Source organism: Streptomyces formicae (assembly GCF_002556545.1).
GTDB lineage: Bacteria > Actinomycetota > Actinomycetes > Streptomycetales > Streptomycetaceae > Streptomyces > Streptomyces formicae_A.
Map to the genome: position 1 here is coordinate 2,166,119 of NZ_CP022685.1, position 18,467 is coordinate 2,184,585.

20 protein-coding genes are annotated in these 18,467 nt (G+C 72.6%); 9 read left to right on the forward strand and 11 right to left on the reverse strand.

Annotation, left to right across the window (positions count from 1 at the left end; genetic code table 11):
* Positions 1-2: 2 nt before the first annotated feature.
* Positions 3-902 (forward strand): ectoine hydroxylase, encoded by a 900-nt coding sequence (gene thpD, locus KY5_RS08975; protein ID WP_098241728.1) that lies wholly within the window; start codon positions 3-5, stop codon positions 900-902.
* 85 nt (positions 903-987) lie between these two features.
* Here the strand turns inward: thpD and KY5_RS08980 are convergent, their stop codons facing one another.
* A complete protein-coding gene (locus KY5_RS08980) occupies positions 988-2,049 on the reverse strand; it encodes an alkene reductase (protein ID WP_098241729.1) in 1,062 nt (353 codons plus the stop codon).
* Positions 2,050-2,227: 178 nt separating this feature from the next.
* Between KY5_RS08980 and KY5_RS08985 the strand changes: the two genes are divergently transcribed.
* Positions 2,228-2,782: a MarR family winged helix-turn-helix transcriptional regulator gene (locus KY5_RS08985; protein ID WP_098241730.1), complete on the forward strand. Its 555-nt coding sequence runs from the start codon at positions 2,228-2,230 to the stop codon at positions 2,780-2,782.
* A 227-nt stretch (positions 2,783-3,009) separates the two neighbouring features.
* On the opposite strand, the gene KY5_RS08990 is transcribed toward KY5_RS08985, so the two are convergent.
* The 5 genes from KY5_RS08990 to KY5_RS09010 all read right to left on the reverse strand — a co-directional run bounded on the left by KY5_RS08990 (position 3,010) and on the right by KY5_RS09010 (position 6,996).
* Positions 3,010-4,023, reverse strand: a complete 1,014-nt coding sequence (locus KY5_RS08990; RefSeq protein WP_098241731.1) for a maleylpyruvate isomerase family mycothiol-dependent enzyme — start codon at positions 4,021-4,023, stop codon at positions 3,010-3,012.
* The gene (locus KY5_RS08995; RefSeq protein WP_098241732.1) at positions 4,020-4,637 is read right to left on the reverse strand and encodes an RNA polymerase sigma factor; all 618 of its coding nucleotides are present in this window, start codon (positions 4,635-4,637) and stop codon (positions 4,020-4,022) included. The genes KY5_RS08990 and KY5_RS08995 overlap by 4 nt, the downstream gene beginning before the upstream one ends.
* 83 nt (positions 4,638-4,720) lie before the next feature.
* The gene (locus KY5_RS09000; RefSeq protein ID WP_098241733.1) at positions 4,721-5,767 is read right to left on the reverse strand and encodes an aminotransferase class V-fold PLP-dependent enzyme; all 1,047 of its coding nucleotides are present in this window, start codon (positions 5,765-5,767) and stop codon (positions 4,721-4,723) included.
* Positions 5,768-5,778: 11 nt separating this feature from the next.
* Positions 5,779-6,516, reverse strand: a complete 738-nt coding sequence (locus KY5_RS09005) for a DsbA family oxidoreductase (RefSeq protein WP_098241734.1) — start codon at positions 6,514-6,516, stop codon at positions 5,779-5,781.
* 84 nt (positions 6,517-6,600) lie between these two features.
* Entirely contained in the window at positions 6,601-6,996 is a 396-nt protein-coding gene (locus tag KY5_RS09010) for a winged helix-turn-helix transcriptional regulator (RefSeq protein WP_098241735.1), read from the reverse strand.
* 63 nt (positions 6,997-7,059) lie between these two features.
* Between KY5_RS09010 and KY5_RS09015 the strand changes: the two genes are divergently transcribed.
* Complete coding sequence (locus tag KY5_RS09015) at positions 7,060-8,187, forward strand: Gfo/Idh/MocA family protein (RefSeq protein WP_098241736.1); 1,128 nt, start codon at positions 7,060-7,062, stop codon at positions 8,185-8,187.
* On the opposite strand, the gene KY5_RS09020 is transcribed toward KY5_RS09015, so the two are convergent.
* Together KY5_RS09020 and KY5_RS09025 are read right to left on the reverse strand one after the other, a co-directional pair.
* Positions 8,184-8,792, reverse strand: coding sequence for a DUF1349 domain-containing protein (locus tag KY5_RS09020; protein WP_098247133.1), 609 nt, complete (start codon positions 8,790-8,792; stop codon positions 8,184-8,186). The genes KY5_RS09015 and KY5_RS09020 overlap by 4 nt on opposite strands.
* Positions 8,793-8,820: 28 nt before the next feature.
* Entirely contained in the window at positions 8,821-10,353 is a 1,533-nt protein-coding gene (locus tag KY5_RS09025; RefSeq protein WP_098241737.1) for an aldehyde dehydrogenase (NADP(+)), read from the reverse strand.
* A 183-nt stretch (positions 10,354-10,536) separates the two neighbouring features.
* Here KY5_RS09025 and KY5_RS09030 point away from each other — a divergent pair, with 183 nt between their 5' ends.
* From KY5_RS09030 to KY5_RS09055, 6 genes are all read left to right on the forward strand, one after another.
* Complete coding sequence (locus KY5_RS09030) at positions 10,537-11,310, forward strand: IclR family transcriptional regulator (protein WP_098241738.1); 774 nt, start codon at positions 10,537-10,539, stop codon at positions 11,308-11,310.
* Between the two features lie 3 nt (positions 11,311-11,313).
* The gene (locus KY5_RS09035) at positions 11,314-11,790 is read left to right on the forward strand and encodes a GNAT family N-acetyltransferase (protein WP_098241739.1); all 477 of its coding nucleotides are present in this window, start codon (positions 11,314-11,316) and stop codon (positions 11,788-11,790) included.
* Positions 11,791-11,881: 91 nt separating this feature from the next.
* A complete protein-coding gene (locus tag KY5_RS09040; RefSeq protein WP_234362663.1) occupies positions 11,882-12,904 on the forward strand; it encodes a hypothetical protein in 1,023 nt (340 codons plus the stop codon).
* Complete coding sequence (locus KY5_RS09045) at positions 12,901-14,169, forward strand: sensor histidine kinase (protein ID WP_098241740.1); 1,269 nt, start codon at positions 12,901-12,903, stop codon at positions 14,167-14,169. Before KY5_RS09040 ends, KY5_RS09045 begins: the two co-directional genes overlap by 4 nt.
* Positions 14,151-14,825: a response regulator transcription factor gene (locus KY5_RS09050; protein ID WP_418952753.1), complete on the forward strand. Its 675-nt coding sequence runs from the start codon at positions 14,151-14,153 to the stop codon at positions 14,823-14,825. The genes KY5_RS09045 and KY5_RS09050 overlap by 19 nt, the downstream gene beginning before the upstream one ends.
* Before the next feature lie 113 nt (positions 14,826-14,938).
* The gene (locus KY5_RS09055; protein ID WP_098241742.1) at positions 14,939-16,387 is read left to right on the forward strand and encodes a peptidoglycan D,D-transpeptidase FtsI family protein; all 1,449 of its coding nucleotides are present in this window, start codon (positions 14,939-14,941) and stop codon (positions 16,385-16,387) included.
* A 76-nt stretch (positions 16,388-16,463) separates the two neighbouring features.
* On the opposite strand, the gene KY5_RS09060 is transcribed toward KY5_RS09055, so the two are convergent.
* Genes KY5_RS09060 through KY5_RS09070 form a run of 3 tightly spaced genes read right to left on the reverse strand, consistent with a single transcriptional unit; the run spans position 16,464 to position 18,333 of the window.
* Positions 16,464-17,219, reverse strand: a complete 756-nt coding sequence (locus KY5_RS09060) for a hypothetical protein (protein ID WP_199842992.1) — start codon at positions 17,217-17,219, stop codon at positions 16,464-16,466.
* On the reverse strand, positions 17,216-17,560 hold the full coding sequence (locus tag KY5_RS09065; RefSeq protein WP_098241743.1) for a PadR family transcriptional regulator: 345 nt from the start codon (positions 17,558-17,560) through the stop codon (positions 17,216-17,218). The genes KY5_RS09060 and KY5_RS09065 overlap by 4 nt, the downstream gene beginning before the upstream one ends.
* Before the next feature lie 41 nt (positions 17,561-17,601).
* Positions 17,602-18,333, reverse strand: a complete 732-nt coding sequence (locus KY5_RS09070) for a CPBP family intramembrane glutamic endopeptidase (RefSeq protein ID WP_098241744.1) — start codon at positions 18,331-18,333, stop codon at positions 17,602-17,604.
* Between the last annotated feature and the right edge of the window lie 134 nt (positions 18,334-18,467).

An 18,467-nucleotide genomic window follows, 5' to 3' on the forward strand; every position in this document is an offset into this window, starting at 1 on the left:
CCATGACCACCGCACCCGAACGCACCACCGACCTGTACCCGACCCGAGGCGCCGAAGAGGTGCTCATCGAACGCAAGGACCCCGTGGTGTGGTCCGAGCCGGGTACCGAAGGGCCGATCGCGGCCGGGGATCTGGCGGGGTTCGAGCGGGACGGTTTCCTGGCGATCGACCAGTTGATCACCCCGGACGAAGTGGGCGTGTACCACGCCGAGCTGGAACGGCTCATGAACGATCCCGCGATGCGGGAGGACGAGCGTTCCATCGTCGAGCCGCGCACGCAGGAGATCCGCTCCCTCTTCGAGGTGCACCGGATCAGTGAGCTCTTCGGCAGGCTGGCCGCCGACCCGCGCGTGGTGGGCAGGGCCCGGCAGATCCTCGGCTCGGACGTGTACGTCCACCAGTCGCGGATCAACGTGAAGCCGGGCTTCGGCGCCTCCGGGTTCTACTGGCACTCGGACTTCGAGACCTGGCACGCGGAGGACGGCCTGCCGAACATGCGGACCGTCTCGGTGTCGATCGCGCTGACGAAGAACCACGACACCAACGGCGGCCTCATGATCATGCCGGGGTCGCACAAGACGTTCCTCGGCTGTGCGGGCGCGACGCCGAAGGACAACTACAAGCGGTCGCTGCAGATGCAGGACGCGGGCATCCCTTCGGACGGGACGCTGACCCACTTCGCGTCCGACCACGGGATCCGGCTCTTCACCGGTGAGGCCGGTTCCGCGACGTGGTTCGACTGCAACGCGATGCACGGTTCGGGGGACAACATCACCCCCTATCCGCGGTCGAACGTCTTCATCGTGTTCAACAGCGTGGAGAACACGGCGGTCGAGCCGTTCGCGGCACCGGTACGACGGCCCGAGTTCATCGGTGCGCGGGACTTCACGCCGGTGAAGTAGCCTGCCGCGTACGTCAGTCGGCCCGGCGCCCCCCGTGGGTGCCGGGCCGACTCGCGTACGGCCGGTACGTCGCGTACCGCCGGTGCTACAGCGTCGGGTAGTCCGTGTAGCCCTTCTCCGTGCCGCCGTAGAAGGTCGACTGGTCGGGTGTGTTGTAGGGGCCCTCGGTCCGCAGGCGGGCAGGCAGGTCGGGGTTGGCGAGGAACAGCGCGCCGAAGGCGATCAGGTCCGCGGTGCCGTCCTCGACCAGGGCGAGCGCGCCGTGGCTGGTGGGGCCCTCGGTCTGCGGGCTCAGGACGAACGTGCCGCCGAACTCCTTGCGCAGCCTGTTGGAGAGGTCACGGATCTCCCCCACCTCCATGACGTGCAGATACGCCAGGTCGAGCGCGGCCAGCTCCTTCGCGAGGGCGATGTACACGGGCTCCGGGTCGGGCTCGGAGATGTCGTTGAAGGGGTTGCCGGGCGAGACGCGGAAGCCGGTGCGCTCGGCGCCGATCTCCGCGGTGACGGCCTTGGCGACCTCGACGGCGAAGCGGACGCGGTTCTCGGGCGAGCCGCCCCACTCGTCCGTGCGCCGGTTGGAGCCCGGGGCGAGGAACTGGTGGATCAGGTAGCCGTTGGCCCCGTGCAGCTCGACGCCGTCGAAACCCGCGTCGATCGCGTTGCGCGCGGCGGTGACGAAGTCGCCTATGGTGGCGCGCACTTCGGCGCCGGTCAGCTCGCGCGGGGTGATGAACTCCTTGGGCCCCTCGGCCGTGAAGACCTGGCCCTCGGCGGCGACCGGCGAGGGGGCGACGTTCACGAGCCCCTCGGGCAGCAGCACGGGGTGGCCGATGCGGCCCGCGTGCATGATCTGGGCGAAGATCCGGCCGCCCGCCGCGTGCACGGCGTCGGTGACCTTGCGCCAGCCCGCCACCTGCGCCGCGCTGTGCAGGCCCGGTGTGTCCGGGTATCCCTGGCCGACCACGGAAGGCTGGATGCCCTCGGTGACGATCAGTCCGGCGGAGGCGCGCTGGGCGTAGTACTCGGCGGTCAGATCCGTGGCCACACCGCCCTCACCAGCGCGACTGCGGGTCATGGGGGCCATGACGATGCGGTTGCCGAGGCGGCTGCCTGACAGGTCGATCGGGTCGAACGCGGTGGTCATCAGGACTCCCGGGCAGGTTGTTATGTGGTCGGCCAAGTATCTGCGCCGGATGCCACTGTAACCCATTCATTGGCCGACCAAGGTAATCTTCTGGAAGACATACTGACGACATACTGAGGACGTATCTGGAGATGCGCCGAGAGCACCCCGCGACCAGCAGCAGGAGCAGGAGCACGCGATGAAGGCCGACACCGCACCGTCCGCAACGGCCGGCGACCCCGTCTGTACCCCCGGCTCGCACGGGGTGGCGCAGGCGGGGCCCGTCAGCCTCGCCGTCAGCCGGGTGGCGCGGCTGCATCGCGTGGCCGCGGGCAAGCTGCTCAAGGGGCTCGGGCTGTACCCCGGCCAGGAGTTCGTGATGATGCACCTGTGGGACGCGGGGCCCGTGCGCCAGTCCGAACTCATCAAGGCGGTCGAGCTCGACCCGTCCACGGTCACGAAGATGCTCCAGCGGCTCGAGCAGGCCGGGCATGTGCGGCGGCGGCCCGATCCGGCGGATCGGCGGGCCGTTCTCGTCGAGGCCACCGATGCGAGTTGCGGGTTGCTGGCCCAGGTGGAGGGGGCGTGGGCTCAGTTGGAGGGGCGGACGCTTGCGGGGCTGGATGCGGGGGAGCGGGTGGAGTTGGCTCGGCTGCTGGCCAAGGTTGAGGCGAGTCTTTGTGTGGAGGGGGAGGATTCGCGGTGCGGGGCCTTGCCGGGGGCCGTGCCGGGGGCTGGGTCGCCGTTGAGTTGACGTCAGCCGTGCGTTTGCGCAGTTCCCCGCGCCCCTGACTGCGACGTTGCCTGTGACCTCGTCCAGTGGGCCTGAGCCGTGCTTCTCGCGCAGTTCCCCGCGCCCCTGGCTGCGACGTTGCCTGTGTCGTCGTTGAGTTGACGTCAGACGTGCTTCTCGCGCAGTTCCTCGCGCCCCTTATCCGCGACGTCGCAGCGTGGGTGTCAGTCGTGTCTGGGTGAGTGGGGCTATAGCCACGACAGGGAGGCTGCTCGGGTGAGGAGGTGGTGGGCTGCTGATGTGTCGCCCGACAGGCCGTGGGGGATGTCGGTCGGGGGGCGGCGGCCGCCTATCAGGAGGCAGAAGTCGACCGGGTCCAGGACCAGTTCGGCGCGGACGGCGTCGGTCGTGTCGCCCAGGATCCACTCCGTGCCGCCGCCCTCCCCCTCGATGGTGAGCGCCACCGTCGGTGCTTGCGGGCCGAGGGCGATGTCGAGGATGCGCACCGCGAGCCTGACGAGCTGCCACAGGTGCGGGACCCGCGGTGGAGGCACCCGCCGGTCGAGCGCCCTGCCGATGTCGTCGGCGTGCACCCACGCCTCGAAGGCCCGCACCAGGAAGTGGTCGCCGACCGGCAGCCGTACGCCCATCAACACCGCGGCGCGCGCGGCCAGTTCACGGTCGTGGGCGGCGGGTGCCGCCAGCAGGCCCGCGGCCTGGTTGCGCCAGGTGGCGACGGTCTGCGCGGGAGTGCGCAGCCGCTCGTGGGCGATGACGTCGGAGGTGCGCGCCGCCCAGGCCGCCCGCCACGGCGCCCCCTCCGGCACCGAGGAGGCGGGCACGCGCGCGTGCAGCCCGAGGTGGAGCGCGAGCGGTTCGTCAGCGGCGATCAGGTGCGCGACGGTGTCGTGCACGTCCCAGTCGTGCGCGACCGGCGTCTCCCAGTCGCCCCGCTCGCCCAACTCCCCCAGGAGCGCCTGGAGCCCGGCGACCGCGGCCGCGTAGGGCGCGGCGTGCGGGGCGGTGCGCAGGGCGGGGGCGCGGGTGCGGAACGCGCGGGAAAGCACGTGCGGGACGTCGGACGGCGGCGGGGCCGGTGGCCCCTCCAGGTGCCGCACCGTGTCCCGCAGCCTGCGCGCCTCCGCGGAGCAGGCCGCGCAGCCGGGCAGGTGGGCCGTGATCCGGTGCTCGTCTCCGGGCAGGACCGCTTCCACCGCCCAGGCTCCGAGCAGTTCGCGTACGTCCTCGTGTTCCGTGGTCACGGGATCTCACCTCGCAGGGGCGGGTCCGCGAGGGTCTCTGCCAGGGTGCGCAGGGCCGTCCGCAGGCGGGTCTTCGCGGTGCCTTCGGGGATGCCGAGCTCGACCGCGGCCTGACGGTACGTCCGGCCCGCGAAATAGGCCAGGTGCACCACCTGCCGCTGGTGCAGCGGGAGCCGGGCGAGCGCGGAGTGCAGCAGGAGCGAGCGTTCCTGTTCGAGGACGGCCTCGTCGGGGGCGGGTCCCGGGGCGGGGACGGCGCGCAGCACCGTCTCGTCCACGTGCGTGGCCTTGCGGTGCCGTTCCTCGCCGCGCACCCAGTCCACGGCCCGCCGGTGGGCGAGCATGGAGAGCCAGGCGCGCAGGCTGCCGCGGCGCGCGTCGAAGGCGTACGGCCTGCTCCAGAGGTGGGCGAAGACCTCCTGCGCGACGTCCTCCGCGGCGGCGGGGCTGCGGGTGACCCGGGCGGCGACGCGGAGCACGAGGTCGCCGTAGGCGGCGTAGGCATCGGCGAGCGCGGCCTCGTCGCCGTAGACGAGGCGCCGGTGCAGGTCGTCGTCGGGCGGCGGCCGCTCGGGGCCGCCTCGCGCGTCCGCCGTGTCGAACGCCCGCTTCATCGGCACCACCACCTCGCGCGGCCGCCCTGCGCGCCCGCCCCGCCCTGCCAAGCGTGGCGTCCAGCCGCCCGGCGCGCCAGGGTTCAGCCGGAGAGCACGTCGAGCAGCCGGTCCACATCCGCCTCGGTGTTGTACAGGTGGAACGCGGCGCGCAGGTGTCCCGCGCGTGCGGAGGTGACGACCCCGGCGCGGGCCAGTTCGGGCTGCCGGTCGCCGAGGCCCGGCACGGAGACGATGGGGGACGTGCCGGGCACCGGGGTGCGGCCGATCCTGGCGAGCCCCGCGCGGTAGCGGGCGGCGAGGGCGGTGTCGTGGGCGTGCACCGCGTCGACGCCGGTCTCCTCGACGAGGGTGAGGGCGGCGGCCGCGCCCCGGTAGGCGAGGAAGGCGGGCGGTTCGTCGAACCGGCGCGCGTCGGGGGCGAGTTCGGTGACCGGGCCGTACGAGGAGTTGTCGGTGTCGGCGGCCGCGAGCCAGCCCGCGTGCAGCGGGACCAGGGACTTCTGGGCCTCTTCGGTCACGGTGAGGAACTGGGCGCCGCGCGGGCAGAGCAGCCACTTGAAGGCGCCGGTGACCGTGTAGTCGTACAGCGAGGCGTCGAACGGCAGCCAGCCCACGGCCTGCGTCGCGTCCACGAGGGTGCGCGCGCTGTGCGCGGCGGCCGCGGCACGGACGGCGGCGAGGTCGGCGGTCCTGCCGTCGGCCGACTGGACCGCGGAGAAGGCGACGAGCGCGGTGTCGGGGCCGACGGCCTCGGCGAGCGACTCGAAGGGCGCGTACCGCGCGCGGAGATCGCCGCGCACCGCGAAGGGGGTGCTGACGGAGGCGAACTCCCCTTCGGGGAAGAGGACTTCGCTGCCCGGCGGCAGCGAGCCCGCGATCAGACCGACGTGCACGGCGACGGAGCCGCCGGTGGCCACCCGGCCCGGTGGCACCCCGACGAGCCGGGCGAAGGACGCCCGGGCCGCTTCCACGGACCCGAAGTCCTCCGCCCCGCCGGGCCTGCCGTCGCCGAGCTCGGCGGCCATGGCGCGCACGGCCTCGCGCGCGCGGCGCGGCGGCAGACCGCAGTTCGCGGTGTTGAGATACGTCGTCGTGGGCGCGAACTCGGCGCCGGCGCTGATCCCCATGGGACCCACTCTTATACGGCGTCGCCCTGCTGCGGAACAGCGCACCCGTCGGGGCCGCACGCCTCACCCTCGGCGACTTCGGTGTCCGCGGCGATGGTGGTCAGCGGGGAGCGGCCGCCCCACGCCTGCTCCAGGGCCTGCGCGAAGACGTCGGCGGGCTGGGCGCCCGAGACGCCGTACTTGCGGTCGAGGACGAAGAACGGCACGCCGCCCGCGCCGAGTTCCGCGGCCTCGCGCTCGTCCGCGCGGACGTCGGCGGCGTACTTCTCCGGGTCGGCGAGGACGGCACGCGCCTCGTCGGCGTCGAGTCCGGCGGCGACGGCGAGCGCCACCAGGCGCTCGTCGTCCTCGAAGACGGAGCGCTCCTCGGCGAAGTTGGCGCGGTAGAACAGGCCGATCAGCTCGTCCTGGCGGCCCCGCTCCTTGGCGAGGTGCAGCAGCCGGTGCATGTCGAAGGTGTTGCCGTGGTCGCGGCCCTCGGTGCGGTAGCCGAGGCCCTCGGACGCGGCGTTCTCACCGAGGCGCTGCTCGCCCTCGCGGGCCTGCTCCTCGGTCATGCCGTACTTCTTGGTGAGCATCGCGAGCACCGGGGCGGTGTCGCCCTTGGCGCGCCCGGGGTCCAGCTCGAAGGAGCGGTGCACCACCTCGACGTCGTCGCGGTGCGGGAAGGCGGCGAGGGCCTTCTCGAAGCGGGCCTTGCCCACGTAGCACCAGGGGCAGGCGATGTCGCTCCAGATCTCGACGCGCATGTGTGTGACTGCTCTCTTCAGGTCGTACGGTCATCGGTACGGAGGGTGCCTCCGCTCCTGCCGTCAACGTCCGGGCAAAGCGCCTCATTCCCCCGCGGCGCATTCTCCTGCCCCGCCTTCTCCCGCCGTGAACCTTCCCGTGTTGGCCCTGATCCAGATGCGCAGGTGGGCGAGGGGTTCCAGGGCGCCTCGGCCAAGATCGGTCAGCTCGTACTCGACGCGGGGTGGGACCTCGGCGTAGACCGTGCGCCGCACCAGGCCGTTCTCCTCCAGGCGGCGCAGGGTCTGGGTGAGCACCTTGGGGCTGACGCCCTCCAGCTTGCGGCGCAGTTCGCCGAAGCGGCGGGGCCCGTCCTCCAGGGCGGTGATCGCGAGGCCCGTCCACTTGTTCACGAGCAGCTCGAAGACGGCGCGGCCGGGGCAGAGCAGGCCGTAGATGTCGTGGCGCCCCGCGGCGTCATTACGGGTCTGACCAGTCATGGTTTCCAAAATATAGCTGTATCCCTTGCGGGTAATCAGGGGGTCGCGCCTACCGTCCCGATCATGAACTCCGCGACCACCACCGCCCCCTCCCCCGTCCGCGTCGGCCTCGTCGGCCTCTCCGCCCGCGGCGGCTGGGCACCGCAGTCCCACCTGCCCGCCCTGAACCGTCTCGACGGCTACGAGCTGCGGGCCCTGTCCGCGTCGAGCGACGCCTCCGCGCGGGCCGCCGGCGCGAAGTACGGCGTGCCGCTGGCCTTCGGCTCCGCCGAGGAGCTCGTGCGCAGTGACGAGGTCGACCTCGTGGTGGTGAGCGTGCGCGTGCCGCTGCACCGCGAGGTGATCACCGCGGCGCTCGGCGCGGGCAAGGCGGTGCTCTCCGAGTGGCCGCTGGGCAACGGCCTGGCCGAGGCCGAGGAGCTCGCGGCGGCCGCGGACCTGGCCGGGGTGCGGACGTTCGCGGGGCTACAGGCCCGCTCGGCGCCCGCGGTCCGCCACGTCCGCGATCTGGTGGCCGACGGGTACGTGGGCGAGGTCCTCTCCACCAGCCTGGTGGCGTCGGGGCGGCGCTGGGGTCCCGTCTTCGAGCCGGGCGGGGAGTACCTCATCGACAGGGCCAACGGCGGCACGATGCTGACCATCCCTTTCGGGCACACGATCGACGCCGTGACCATGGTGCTCGGCGAGCTCACCGAGGTGTCGGCGACCCTGGCGACCCGGCGCCCCGTCGTGCACGAGGAGGGCACGGGGCGGGCCGCGCCGATGACGGTCCACGACCAGATCGCGGTGAGCGGGCGCCTCGCGGGCGGCGCCGTGGTCTCGGCGCACTTTCGCGCCGGGATGTCCCGGGGAACGAACTTCCACTGGGAGATCAACGGCACGGACGGCGACCTGGTCGTCACGGGCGACTCGGGCCACCTCCAGCAGGCCGCCCTGACCGTGCGGGGCGCGCGGGGCACGGAGGTCACGGTGACCGAACTCCCCGTCCCCGCGCGCTATTTCGACGTCCCCGCCCTCGACGGCGTGCGCGGACTCCCCTCGTACAACGTCGGGGCACAGTACGCCCGGATCCACGCCGACCTCGCCCAAGGCACCGCCCACGCGCCGGACTTCGCCCACGCGGCGCGCCGTCAGGGGCTGCTCGACGCCATCGAGAGGTCGGCGGCGACCGGCGGCCGGATCACGCTCTAGGAGCCGTCGCGCAGACCCTGCGGCCAGTTGGGCCGGAACTCGATGTGCTCGTACGTCACCACGCAGCCCTCCCCGACGGGCGACTGCGCGAGGAAGCCGACGAGCGCGGCCCGCGCGGACTCCTCGTCGCCGAGCGAGAAGATCCGCACGAACGTCCAGTGCTCGCCGTCCTTCGACGCGTGGAACGCGAACGCGGAACCCGTACGGCTGATGCGCAGCCAGGCGCTGTCGCCGTCCACGACGAAGGCGTTGGAGTCGTCGGAGCGGCCCCGGGTGACGACCGTGCAGATCGTGGGCGCGTCGGGCGAGCGCTCCAGGCAGAGCTTGGCCCACTCGCGGTCGCCCACGTGCAGATAGAGCACGCCCGCGTCGAAGGCCGCGGCGAAGCCGACCGTGACGCGGGCGATCAGCTGGAAGTCCCCCTCGGGCGCGCCGAGCAGGCGGGGCGCGTCGGACGCGGGGTCCAGCGCCTCGCCGGTCGGCGGCACGAAGCGGTCCTGTCGGGCGCCCGCCCAGCCGGTGAGCCTCCCGTCCTCGTACGACCAGTTGCCGTCGGGGCCGTACGTGCGCAGCGGGAAGGGCAGTTCGGGGAGAGTGACGTCCATGGCGTCAGTGTTCCAGGCGCCCGGCACGTCAGTGCTCCTGGGCTCCGTCGTAACGGCGCGGCAGGCCCAGCGGGTTGGCGTCGCGCAGCTCGGGCGGAAGGAGCGCCTCGGGGGTGTTCTGGTACGCGACGGGGCGCAGCCAGCGCTCGATGGCGGTGCTTCCCACGGACGTCGAGGTGGACGTGGTGGCCGGGTAGGGGCCGCCGTGGTGCTGGGCGGGCGCGACGGCGACGCCGGTGGGCCAGCCGTCGACGAGCACCCGCCCGGCCAGCGGGGTCAGTTCGGCGAGCAGCTCGGCGCCACGGCCGCTCTCGCCCGCCGCCTCCGCGGCGGACAGCTGCACGGTGGCGGTGAGGTTGCCCGGCAGCCGGGAGAGGACGGCGGTGATCTCCGCGTCGTCGGCGTACCGCGCGACGACGGTGACCGGGCCGAAGCACTCCTCAAGGAGGAGGTCGTACGCCCCCTCCTCGGCGATCCTGGCGGCGGGGACGGTGAGGAAGCCCGCGCTGACCGTGTGCTCGCCGCCCGCGCCCGGCGTCACCGGGGCGTCCACCTCGGGGAGTTCGGCGCGCTCGCGCACCCCCGCGACGAAGTTGTCGCGCATGCGGTGGTCGAGGAGCACCCCGGCCTCGGTGTCGCTGACCGCCTCGGTCAGGGACTTCACCAGGCGGTCGCCGCCCGCGCCCTCGGGGGCGAGGACCAGGCCGGGCTTGACGCAGAACTGGCCGACGCCGAGCGTCATCGAGCCCGCGAGGCCGGTGCCGATCTGCTCGCCGCGCTCGGCGGCCGCGGCCTCGGTGACGACGACGGGGTTGAGGGAGCCGAGCTCGCCGTGGAACGGGATCGGCACGGGCCTGGCCGCCGCCGCGTCGAACAGGGCGCGACCGCCGCGTACCGAACCGGTGAAGCCCGCGCCCGACACCAGCGGGTGCTTGACCAGTTCGACTCCCGCCTCGAAGCCGTGGACCAGACCGATGACGCCTTCCGGGATGTCGTGCCTGGCCGCGGCCCTGCGCAGGGTGGCGGCGACCAGTTCGGAGGTGCCCGGGTGGTCGGGGTGGGCCTTGACGACGACGGGGCAGCCCGCGGCGAGGGCGCTCGCGGTGTCGCCGCCCGGCACGGAGAAGGCGAAGGGGAAGTTGGAGGCGGAGTAGACGGCGACGACACCGAGCGGGATCTTGTAGCGGCGCAGGTCGGGGACGGGCGGGGTGGCCGTCGCGTCCGGGTGGTCGATGACGACGCCGAGGAAGGCGCCCTCGTCGACGACGGCCGCGAAGGACCTCAACTGGTAGCAGGTGCGGGCGAGTTCGCCGGTGAGCCGGACGGGGCCGAGTGCGGTCTCCGCGTCGGCGGCCTCCACGAGGTGTTCCTCGGCGCCTTCGAGGAGCTCGGCCGCGGTGCGCAGGAAGGCGGCGCGGGTCGCGCGGTCGGCGAGCGCGGGGGCGGCGGCCCGGGCGGCGCGGACCGCCTGGTCGACCTCCTCGGCCGTGGCCTCCACCGCAACCTGCTCGCGCTGCTTCCCGGTTCGGGGGTCGACACTCCAGACTGGTGCTGCTGCCACCGCGGATTCCCTTTCCAGAGGTGATGCCGGTTTTCGCCAGGGATATTGCCAGGCGTCTTGCCAGGGGCCTTGCCAGGGGTATGCCACTCACCAGGGGCGTTCGATATGCTGAACACCGTCTCCAATGCTGAATGAGTGGAGACTTCGGAGACTATTTCTCGGCGAACTAAGGGGTCAAGGGCGATGTCGGCTGGCGAGACCGGAGGCGGTGCGCAGGTCAAGTCCGCGGTGCGGACGGTGGAATTGCTCGAGTACTTCGCGGGCCGTCCCGGAATGCACTCCCTGGCCGCGGTCCAGGAAGCCGTCGGCTACCCGAAGTCGAGCCTCTACATGCTGCTGCGCACCCTGGTCGAGCTCGGCTGGGTGGAGACGGACGCGACCGGTACGCGGTACGGCATCGGGGTGCGCGCGCTGCTCGTCGGCACCTCCTACATCGACGGCGACGAGGTCGTCGCGGCGGCCAGGCCCACGCTCGACCGGCTCTCGGACGACACCACCGAGACGATCCACCTGGCCCGGCTCGACGGCACGAACGTCGTGTACCTCGCCACCCGCCAGTCCCAGCACTACCTGCGGCCCTTCACACGCGTGGGCCGCCGTCTGCCCGCGCACTCCACCTCGCTCGGCAAGGCGCTGCTCGCCACGTACACCGACGAGCAGGTGCGCACGATGCTCCCGGAGGCGCTGCCCGCGCTCACCGAGCACACCATCACCGACCGCGAGAAGCTCATCGAGGAGCTGCGTACGGTGCGTGAGCAGGGCTTCGCCGTGGACCGCGAGGAGAACACGCTGGGGCTTCGCTGCTTCGGCGTCGCCATTCCCTACCGCACTCCGGCGCGGGACGCGATCAGCTGCTCGGTGCCGGTGGCGCGCCTCACGCCCGCCCATGAACAGATGGTCAAGGACGCGCTGTTCGACGCGCGGGACCGACTGACACTGGCGACTCGTAGGCTCTGAGGCATGGATGTCACCCTGCGCGAGGTACACGACAGTGATCTGCCGGTCTTCTTCCGGCAGATGAACGATCCCGAGTCGCGCCACATGGCCGCGTTCACCCCCGAGGACCCCGCCGACCGGGACCGCTTCGAGGCCCACTGGGCGAGGAACCGCGCCGCGGCCGACGTCGACCTGCGCACGGTCCTCGCGGACGGCGACGTCGTGGGCAACGCGTCGGTGTACGGCGAGCCGGGCGAGCGCGAGGTCACCTACTGGATCGACCGCGCCTACTGGGGCCGCGGCCTGGCCACGGCCGCGCTGCGCGAACTCCTCGTACTCGTCCCCGAACGCCCTCTGTACGCCCGCGCGGCGGCGGACAACGCGGGCTCGCTCCGCGTCCTGGAGAAGTGCGGATTCCGCGCGACCGCACGGGGACGGGGTTTCGCGCAGTCGCGCGGGGCGGAGATCGACGAGGTGGTCCTGATCCTGGACGCCGACTGACCCTCCCGCGACACGGGCCTCCCCCGCACGGCGGAGGCGGATCGTCGCCGCGCAGGACGTGTGGGGCGCGGGGGCGCGGGAGCGTTGAGCCATGGAGCAGACCTCGCTTGCCTTTCCTCCCCCGGGCCCCACCACGCGCACGGCGGGCGGTGGCGTGCCCCTTCGGCCCAGCCGGGCCCGCCGCGCACTGCGGGGCGTCGCCCAAGTCGCCTGTCTTCCCTATCTTTCGCTCAAGGTCGCCTGGATCTTCGGGAGCCACCTCGGGATCCCCGCGGGCAGCCCCCTCCTCGAGCACCGCACCACGATGGTCCTCGCCAACGGCCTGACCGTCCTGATGGACGCGGCCGTGCTCGTCCTGGTGCTGCTCCTGACCCGCCCCTGGGGCCTGCGCACGCCCGCGTGGCTGCTCGTCGTGCCGATGTGGGTGGCGAGTGGACTGCTCGTGCCGATCATGGCCGGGTTCCCGCTGCAACTGCTCGCGACGGCACTCGGCGGCGGTGGCTCCGAGGGCGAGAAGAGCTCCGAACCCTTCCTGCACGACTGGGTGTTCGGCGTCGTCTACGGCGGCTTCATCGTCCAGGGCATCGCCCTCGGCGCCCTCTTCGTGCCGTACGCGAAGGACCGCTGGGCCCACCTGTGGCGCGGACGCCTCGGGGAGCTGCCGCGCGACGGCGCCAGGGGCCCGCGGATCGCCGCGTACAGCGCCGCGCTGCTCGCGCTCCTCCCCGTCACCGCGCACCTGCTGTGGGCCTCCGGAGTCGACGCCGGGCTCAACGCGTCGCAGGCCGATGGGCGCACGACCGGGTCCGCCGTACTGGAGGGATTGAGCGCGGTCTACTGCCTCGCGGCCGTCGCGGGCGCCCTCCTGCTCGTCCTGCGGCGCCCGCCGCTGCTCCCCGTGAAGGTGCCGCTCACCCTCGCCTGGCTCGGCTCGGGCGCCGTGGGCTGCTGGGGCGGCTGGCTGCTCTTCGGCGCGCTCGTCAGCGCGGGCGACGTCGGGCAGCGGCCCACCGGACCGATGCTCCTGACCTACGCTGTGCGCATGATCATCGGCTTGCTCGTGGCCGCCACGGGCGCGCGTTTCCTCAAGGAGAGGTCGGGGTCCACCGCGTGAAGGACCTGGCGGCCGCCCTGTTCGGGCGGCGGACGCGCCGCCGATGGATCCACCTGATCCTCGGCGGCGCCCTCGCCATGCCGTACGTCTTCGTCGGCTCCGTGATCGTCGGCCCGCTCTTCGGCGACAAGCAGTTCTTCGGCTCGGTGGCCGCCCAACTCACCTCCTTCGCCGTCGGGTTGCCGCTCGCCGCGATCACCGCGCTCTTCCCGCTGACCCGCCCGATGTCGGTGGCCGCCGTGCGCGCGCTCTGCGACGTGCCCGGGGGATCGCTCGCCGACGGGCCCGCGCGGAGCCGGGCGGCGCGGGCCCGTACCGTCGCGTGGTTCACGCTCCATCTCGGCTTCGGCGGGATCATCAGCGGGATGTCGCTCGCGCTGCCGCCGTTCGCCGTCTTCCTGATCGCCCTGCCGGTGGCGCCGGGGCTGCGGGCCGGGAGCACCGGATCGCCCGCCGTCTTCGACGAGCCGTGGTTCCTCGCGCTCGCGCCGCTCATCGGCCTCGCGGCCCTGACCGCGCTCGGGGCGTGCGCGGCAGCGGCCGGCGGGCTGCTCGCGCGCTGGGCGCCCGCGCTGCTCGGTCCGACGCCCGCCGACCGGCTCGCGGCCGCCGAACAGCACGCCGCCGACCTCGCCGTACGCAACCGCCTCGCCCGCGAGCTGCACGACTCGGTGGGCCACGCGCTGAGCGCCGTGACGCTCCAGGCGAGCGCGGCCCGCCGCGTCCTCGACAAGGACCCGGAGTTCGTCCGCGAGGCGCTCGCCGCGATCGAGGACACCACCCGGCGCACGGTGGGCGAGCTCGACGCCGTCCTCGGTGTGCTGCGCGAGGCCGACGACGCCCGCTCCACCGAGCCCGCGCCGACCCTCGCCGACCTGGCGGGACTGCTGCGCCGCACCAGGGCGGGCGGACTGCGGGTGAGCGCCGACGTGGCGGCGGACGTCGAAGCGGTGCCGCCCCTGGTCTCCCGCGAGGCGTACCGCATCGTGCAGGAGGCCCTGAGCAACGCCCTGCGGCACGGCGGCGAAGGCACCTCCGTGACGCTGCGCGTCGCCCTGGACGACACCGGCCTGAGCGTCACCGCCGAGAACCCCCTGCCGCCGCACTCCCCCGGCTCGCGCCCCGGCGGCGGCCACGGCCTGCGCGGCGTCGCCGACCGGGCGCGGCTGCTCGGCGGCACGGCGCGGGTGGGTGCCTCGGACGGCGTGTGGCGGCTCGACGTACGACTTCCTCTGAAGGGACAGCAATGGCAGGGACAGCCATGACGGCGCACGACATCAGGGTCGTCCTCGCGGACGACGAGCGCATGGTGCGCACCGCGCTGCGCGCGATCCTCTCCGCCGAGCCGGGCATCGAGGTCGTGGGCGAGGCCGCGACCGGTGCGGAGGCGGTCTCGGTGGTGCGGGAGCTGACGCCCGACGTGGTCCTGATGGACGTCCGGATGCCGGAGGTCGACGGCATCCGCGCCACCGAGCGCATCCTGGCGGCGATGCCCGAGCCGCCGCGCATCGTCGTGGTGACGACCTTCGAGAACGACTCCTACGTGTACGAGGCGCTGCGCGCGGGCGCGTCCGGGTTCCTCCTCAAGCGGGCGGACGCGGACTCCCTCGTGCAGGCCGTGCGGATCGTCGCGCACAGCGATTCGCTGCTCTTCCCCGCCGCCGTCCGCGCGCTCGCCGCCGAGTACGGCAGCGCCAGGCCCGAGCCGCCCGCCTGGGTGGCCCGGCTCACCGGACGGGAGAGCGAGGTGCTCCGGCTGATGGCGGTGGGCCTGACCAACGCGGAGATCGCCGGGCGGATGGGGGTCGGCCCGGCGACGGTCAAGACGCACGTGGCGTCCGTGCTCGCCAAGACGGGCGCCCGCGACCGTACGCAGGCGGTGATCGCGGCGTACGAGGCGGGTTTCATGAAGACCGACTGAGGCACGCTCTCCGGGGCCACCGGGCGCGCCGAACCTTAAGAACTCTCTGAGAAAACGGCCGGAAGCGGCGCAGAAGGGAACGAACCGCTCCCCTTCGCTCGTCCTTCCGTGGGATGAACAAGACGATCAGGCACGCCTCGGTCTTCGCGCTGCTGCTCGTGCTCGCCCTGCTGGTGCGGGCGACATGGGTGCAGTTCTACGACTCGAAGGCTCTCGCGGACGACAAGCTGAACCGGCGCAACGCGATAGAGCAGTACGCGAACCCGCTGGGCGACATCATCGTGGGCGGTGAGGCGATCACCGGCTCCGAGCGGACGAAGGGCGGAGACCTCGCGTACAAGCGCACCTACAAGGACGGCGACCTCTACTCACCGGTCACGGGATACAGCTCCCAGGTCTACGGCGCCACCCAGCTGGAAGGCATCTACAAGGACCTGCTCGACGGCACGGACAACCGGCTGAAGAACCCGCTGGACACGGTCACCAACAAGCGCGCCGACCCCGGCGACGTCGTGACCACGATCGATCCCGCGGTGCAGAAGGCGGGCTACAAGGCGCTGGGTGACATCAAGGGCGCCGCCGTCGCCATCGACCCCAAGACCGGCAAGATCCTCGGGATGGTCTCGACCCCGTCGTACGACCCGTCGAAGATCAGCGGCTCCACGGACTCCAAGGAGTGGAAGGAGTTGACCACCGACAAGGAGAAGCCGATGGTCAACCGCGCGATGCGCCAGCCGCTGCCGCCCGGTTCCACGTTCAAGCTGGTCGTCGCGGCGGCCGCCCTGGAGGACGGTCTCTACGGCTCGGTGGACGAGAAGACGAGCAGCCCGAATCCGTACACGCTGCCCGGCACGCGGACGGTCCTCCACAACGAGAACCGGTCGGCCCCCTGCGAGAACGCCGACATCCGCACGGCGCTCCAGTACTCGTGCAACAACGTCTTCGCGAAGATGGCCGTCGACCTGGGCCAGGACAAGGTCAAGGCGATGTCCGAGAAGATGGGCTTCAACGCGGACAAGCTGGACGTGCCGGTGCGCGCGGGCAAGAGCGTCTACCCGTCCGACATGGAGAAGTCCCAGACGGCGCTGACCGGCATCGGCCAGTTCGACGTGACGGCGACCCCGCTGCAGATGTCGATGGTCTCCGCGGCCATCGCCAACGGCGGCGAGCTCGCCAAGCCGTACATGGTCTCGCAGATCAGCGACGCGAGCGGCGACGTCCTGGAGAAGTACGGCGACGACGAAGCGCAGCGCGTGATGAGCGAGTCCACCGCCGAGGGCCTGCAGTCCGCGATGCAGACGGTCGTCGAGAAGGGCACCGGCACGAACGCGAAGATCAGCGGCGCGACCGTCGGCGGCAAGACCGGCACCGCGCAGCACGGCGAGAACAACAGCAAGACGCCGTACGCCTGGTTCACCTCGTACGCCAAGGGCGGTGACGGCAAGGAGGTCGCGGTCGCGGTGATGATCGAGTCGTCGAGCGCGGCACGCGACGAGGTCAGCGGCAACGGCCTGGCGGCGCCGATCGCGAAGGCGATGATGGCGGCGGCGCTGAAGTCGTGAGGAACGGCTCACGTCATGAGGGGCGACCTCGGGCCTGTCCGGCGGATCCCGACCTGACAGGCCCGAGGCGCGCGGGCTAGCGGGAGCGCGAACGCGAGCGGGCCAGCCAGGTCTGGGTGACCCAGAGGACCGCGGCCACCGCGGCGGCTCCGCAGAGCAGGCCCACCACGAAGCCCCCGCCGGAGCTCGCATCGTCGTCGCCGACGGCCACGGCGACACCCGCCACGGCCACCGCGACCGCGAGGACGGCCAGCAGGACGGAGAACTTCCGGCTGAGGAAGCTGGTGCGCCCGGGGGCCGGCGGCGCGTCCGCGAGCCGGGCCGCGGGGCCGATGCTCGCGGCCTTGGGGCGCTTGAACCAGGCATAGACGATCCAGGTGCCGCACGCCTCCCAGCCGTCGGGGGCCAGGCGCGCGTCGAGCCCCTCGCGCCCCCGGGTCACCAGCTCGCGCCGGTACTCCCAGCGCTGCGGGCTCGTCAGGTCGCGGTGGCTGACGAAGCGGCCGAGCGCGTCGACCCGCTCGACCTCCCAGCCCTCGTCGCCGAAGCGGTTCAGGAGCTCCTCGTCGACGTAGGTGTCGGCGGTCCAGCGCCAGGTCTCCACCTGCTCGGCCGGTGCGTCCTGTGCCCGCTCCCCCGTGGCGGGCACCAGTTGCGCGGCGAACTCGTCGGCGGGCCCGAACTCGGCCTCGGCGTCGTCCGCCCCCGACTCCTCCAGGTGGGCGGCCAGGTCCGCGACGGTCGCCTGGACGCGATCGGCGGGCAGGCCGTGCGCCCGCAGCCGTTCGGCCAGGTCGATGAGGTAGCCGTCCTGCTCGAAACGGGTGTTCATCGTGGATCCACTCCCGCCCTCGCGAGGACGTCACGTACGGAGGCGTCGAAGGCGAGCCACAGGCCGCCCTGTTCGCCGAGGGTCTCCCGGCCCGTGTCGGTGAGCCGGTAGTAGCGGCGTCCCGGGCCCTTCTCGGTCGCCCGGAACTCCGCGTCGACCAGGCCCGCCTCCTCCAGGCGGTTGAGGACGGGATAGAGCGTGCCGCCCTTGATCTGGCCGAAGCCCGCCGCGCCGAGCTGCTTGGCGATCTCGTAGCCGTAGCTCTCGCCGTCGGTGAGGCCGGCGAGCACGAGGAGGTCGAGCACGCCCTTGAACCAGCTGGCGCGACGGTCGGCGGTCACTGCGGTCTGCCTCTCAGCATGGGGACGACGGCCTTTCGGGGTCAGGCGGCGGGCGCGCCGCGCAGCATGTCAGGGGCGGGGAGCATCAGGTCGCGCAGCGAGAGGATCACGTGCACGGCGACCGGGACGAGCAGGCTGCCCGTCGCGAGGTAGAGACCGGTGAGCACCGCGCCGAAGATGCCGAAGACGAGGACGCCCTGGCGGCCCTGGTAGTAACCGGCGACCGCGTAGACGAGGACGGAAAGGGCCGCCGCCGCATAGAGGTCGAGACCGAGCGCGCCGACGCCGAAGGCGATCAGGAGGCCCCGGTAGACCAGTTCGGCGCAGATGCCGTCGGTCACGGCGACGGCGGTCGCGAGCCTGCGCTCCTCGGTGGTGCGCGGCAGCATCGCCTCGATGGCGGCCATCCCCGGCACGTTCTTGCCCTGCGCGGCGAGGTCGCGGAAGTTCCGCCCCGAGGCCACCGCGGCCGCCCCGATGATCAGGACGATGGCGACGGCGTACCCGGGGCGCTCCGGCATCGTGAGGCCGAAGTCGGCGGCGGACACGGCGGGCGAGAGCAGCAGCGCCGCGAAGGCGACGGCGGCGAGGGCCCACCACAGGGCGAGCACGAAGGTGAAGTAGCGGACCAGGGCGCGGGGTTCGGTGTCCCTGCGGCGGGCCAGCGAGCCGTACGCGCGGCGGCCGAGCCAGGGCTCACCGAGCAGCAGATAGGCGGCGAGCGCGGCCGTGACGGTCGTGGCCGCGGCCGAGAAGTCCGGCGAGATGGTCATGGGATCCCCCTTCCCTGGGGGCCGCGCGGCACCTGTGGTGTCCTGTGCCGCGCAGCCCTGAGCGTCTGAGCTACCTAGACCGTAGAGCTAGCTAGTCAGGAATGCAACCTATCTCGCGACGCTGAGCAGAGTGG

Bases quoted from the DNA above. Each gene is read 5' to 3' on its own strand.
- KY5_RS09035 (WP_098241739.1), top strand. From the start codon at position 11,314: ATGGATGTCACCCTGCGCGAGGTACACGACAGTGATCTGCCGGTCTTC.
- KY5_RS09055 (WP_098241742.1), top strand. From the start codon at position 14,939: ATGAACAAGACGATCAGGCACGCCTCGGTCTTCGCGCTGCTGCTCGTG.
- KY5_RS09010 (WP_098241735.1), bottom strand. From the start codon at position 6,996: ATGACTGGTCAGACCCGTAATGACGCCGCGGGGCGCCACGACATCTAC.
- KY5_RS09005 (WP_098241734.1), bottom strand. From the start codon at position 6,516: ATGCGCGTCGAGATCTGGAGCGACATCGCCTGCCCCTGGTGCTACGTG.
- thpD (WP_098241728.1), top strand. From the start codon at position 3: ATGACCACCGCACCCGAACGCACCACCGACCTGTACCCGACCCGAGGC.
- KY5_RS09070 (WP_098241744.1), bottom strand. From the start codon at position 18,333: ATGACCATCTCGCCGGACTTCTCGGCCGCGGCCACGACCGTCACGGCC.
- KY5_RS09060 (WP_199842992.1), bottom strand. From the start codon at position 17,219: ATGAACACCCGTTTCGAGCAGGACGGCTACCTCATCGACCTGGCCGAA.
- KY5_RS09000 (WP_098241733.1), bottom strand. From the start codon at position 5,767: ATGGGGATCAGCGCCGGCGCCGAGTTCGCGCCCACGACGACGTATCTC.
- KY5_RS09050 (WP_418952753.1), top strand. From the start codon at position 14,151: ATGGCAGGGACAGCCATGACGGCGCACGACATCAGGGTCGTCCTCGCG.
- KY5_RS09015 (WP_098241736.1), top strand. From the start codon at position 7,060: ATGAACTCCGCGACCACCACCGCCCCCTCCCCCGTCCGCGTCGGCCTC.
- KY5_RS09020 (WP_098247133.1), bottom strand. From the start codon at position 8,792: ATGGACGTCACTCTCCCCGAACTGCCCTTCCCGCTGCGCACGTACGGC.
- KY5_RS08980 (WP_098241729.1), bottom strand. From the start codon at position 2,049: ATGACCACCGCGTTCGACCCGATCGACCTGTCAGGCAGCCGCCTCGGC.
- KY5_RS08985 (WP_098241730.1), top strand. From the start codon at position 2,228: ATGAAGGCCGACACCGCACCGTCCGCAACGGCCGGCGACCCCGTCTGT.
- KY5_RS09030 (WP_098241738.1), top strand. From the start codon at position 10,537: ATGTCGGCTGGCGAGACCGGAGGCGGTGCGCAGGTCAAGTCCGCGGTG.
- KY5_RS09040 (WP_234362663.1), top strand. From the start codon at position 11,882: ATGGAGCAGACCTCGCTTGCCTTTCCTCCCCCGGGCCCCACCACGCGC.
- KY5_RS08995 (WP_098241732.1), bottom strand. From the start codon at position 4,637: ATGAAGCGGGCGTTCGACACGGCGGACGCGCGAGGCGGCCCCGAGCGG.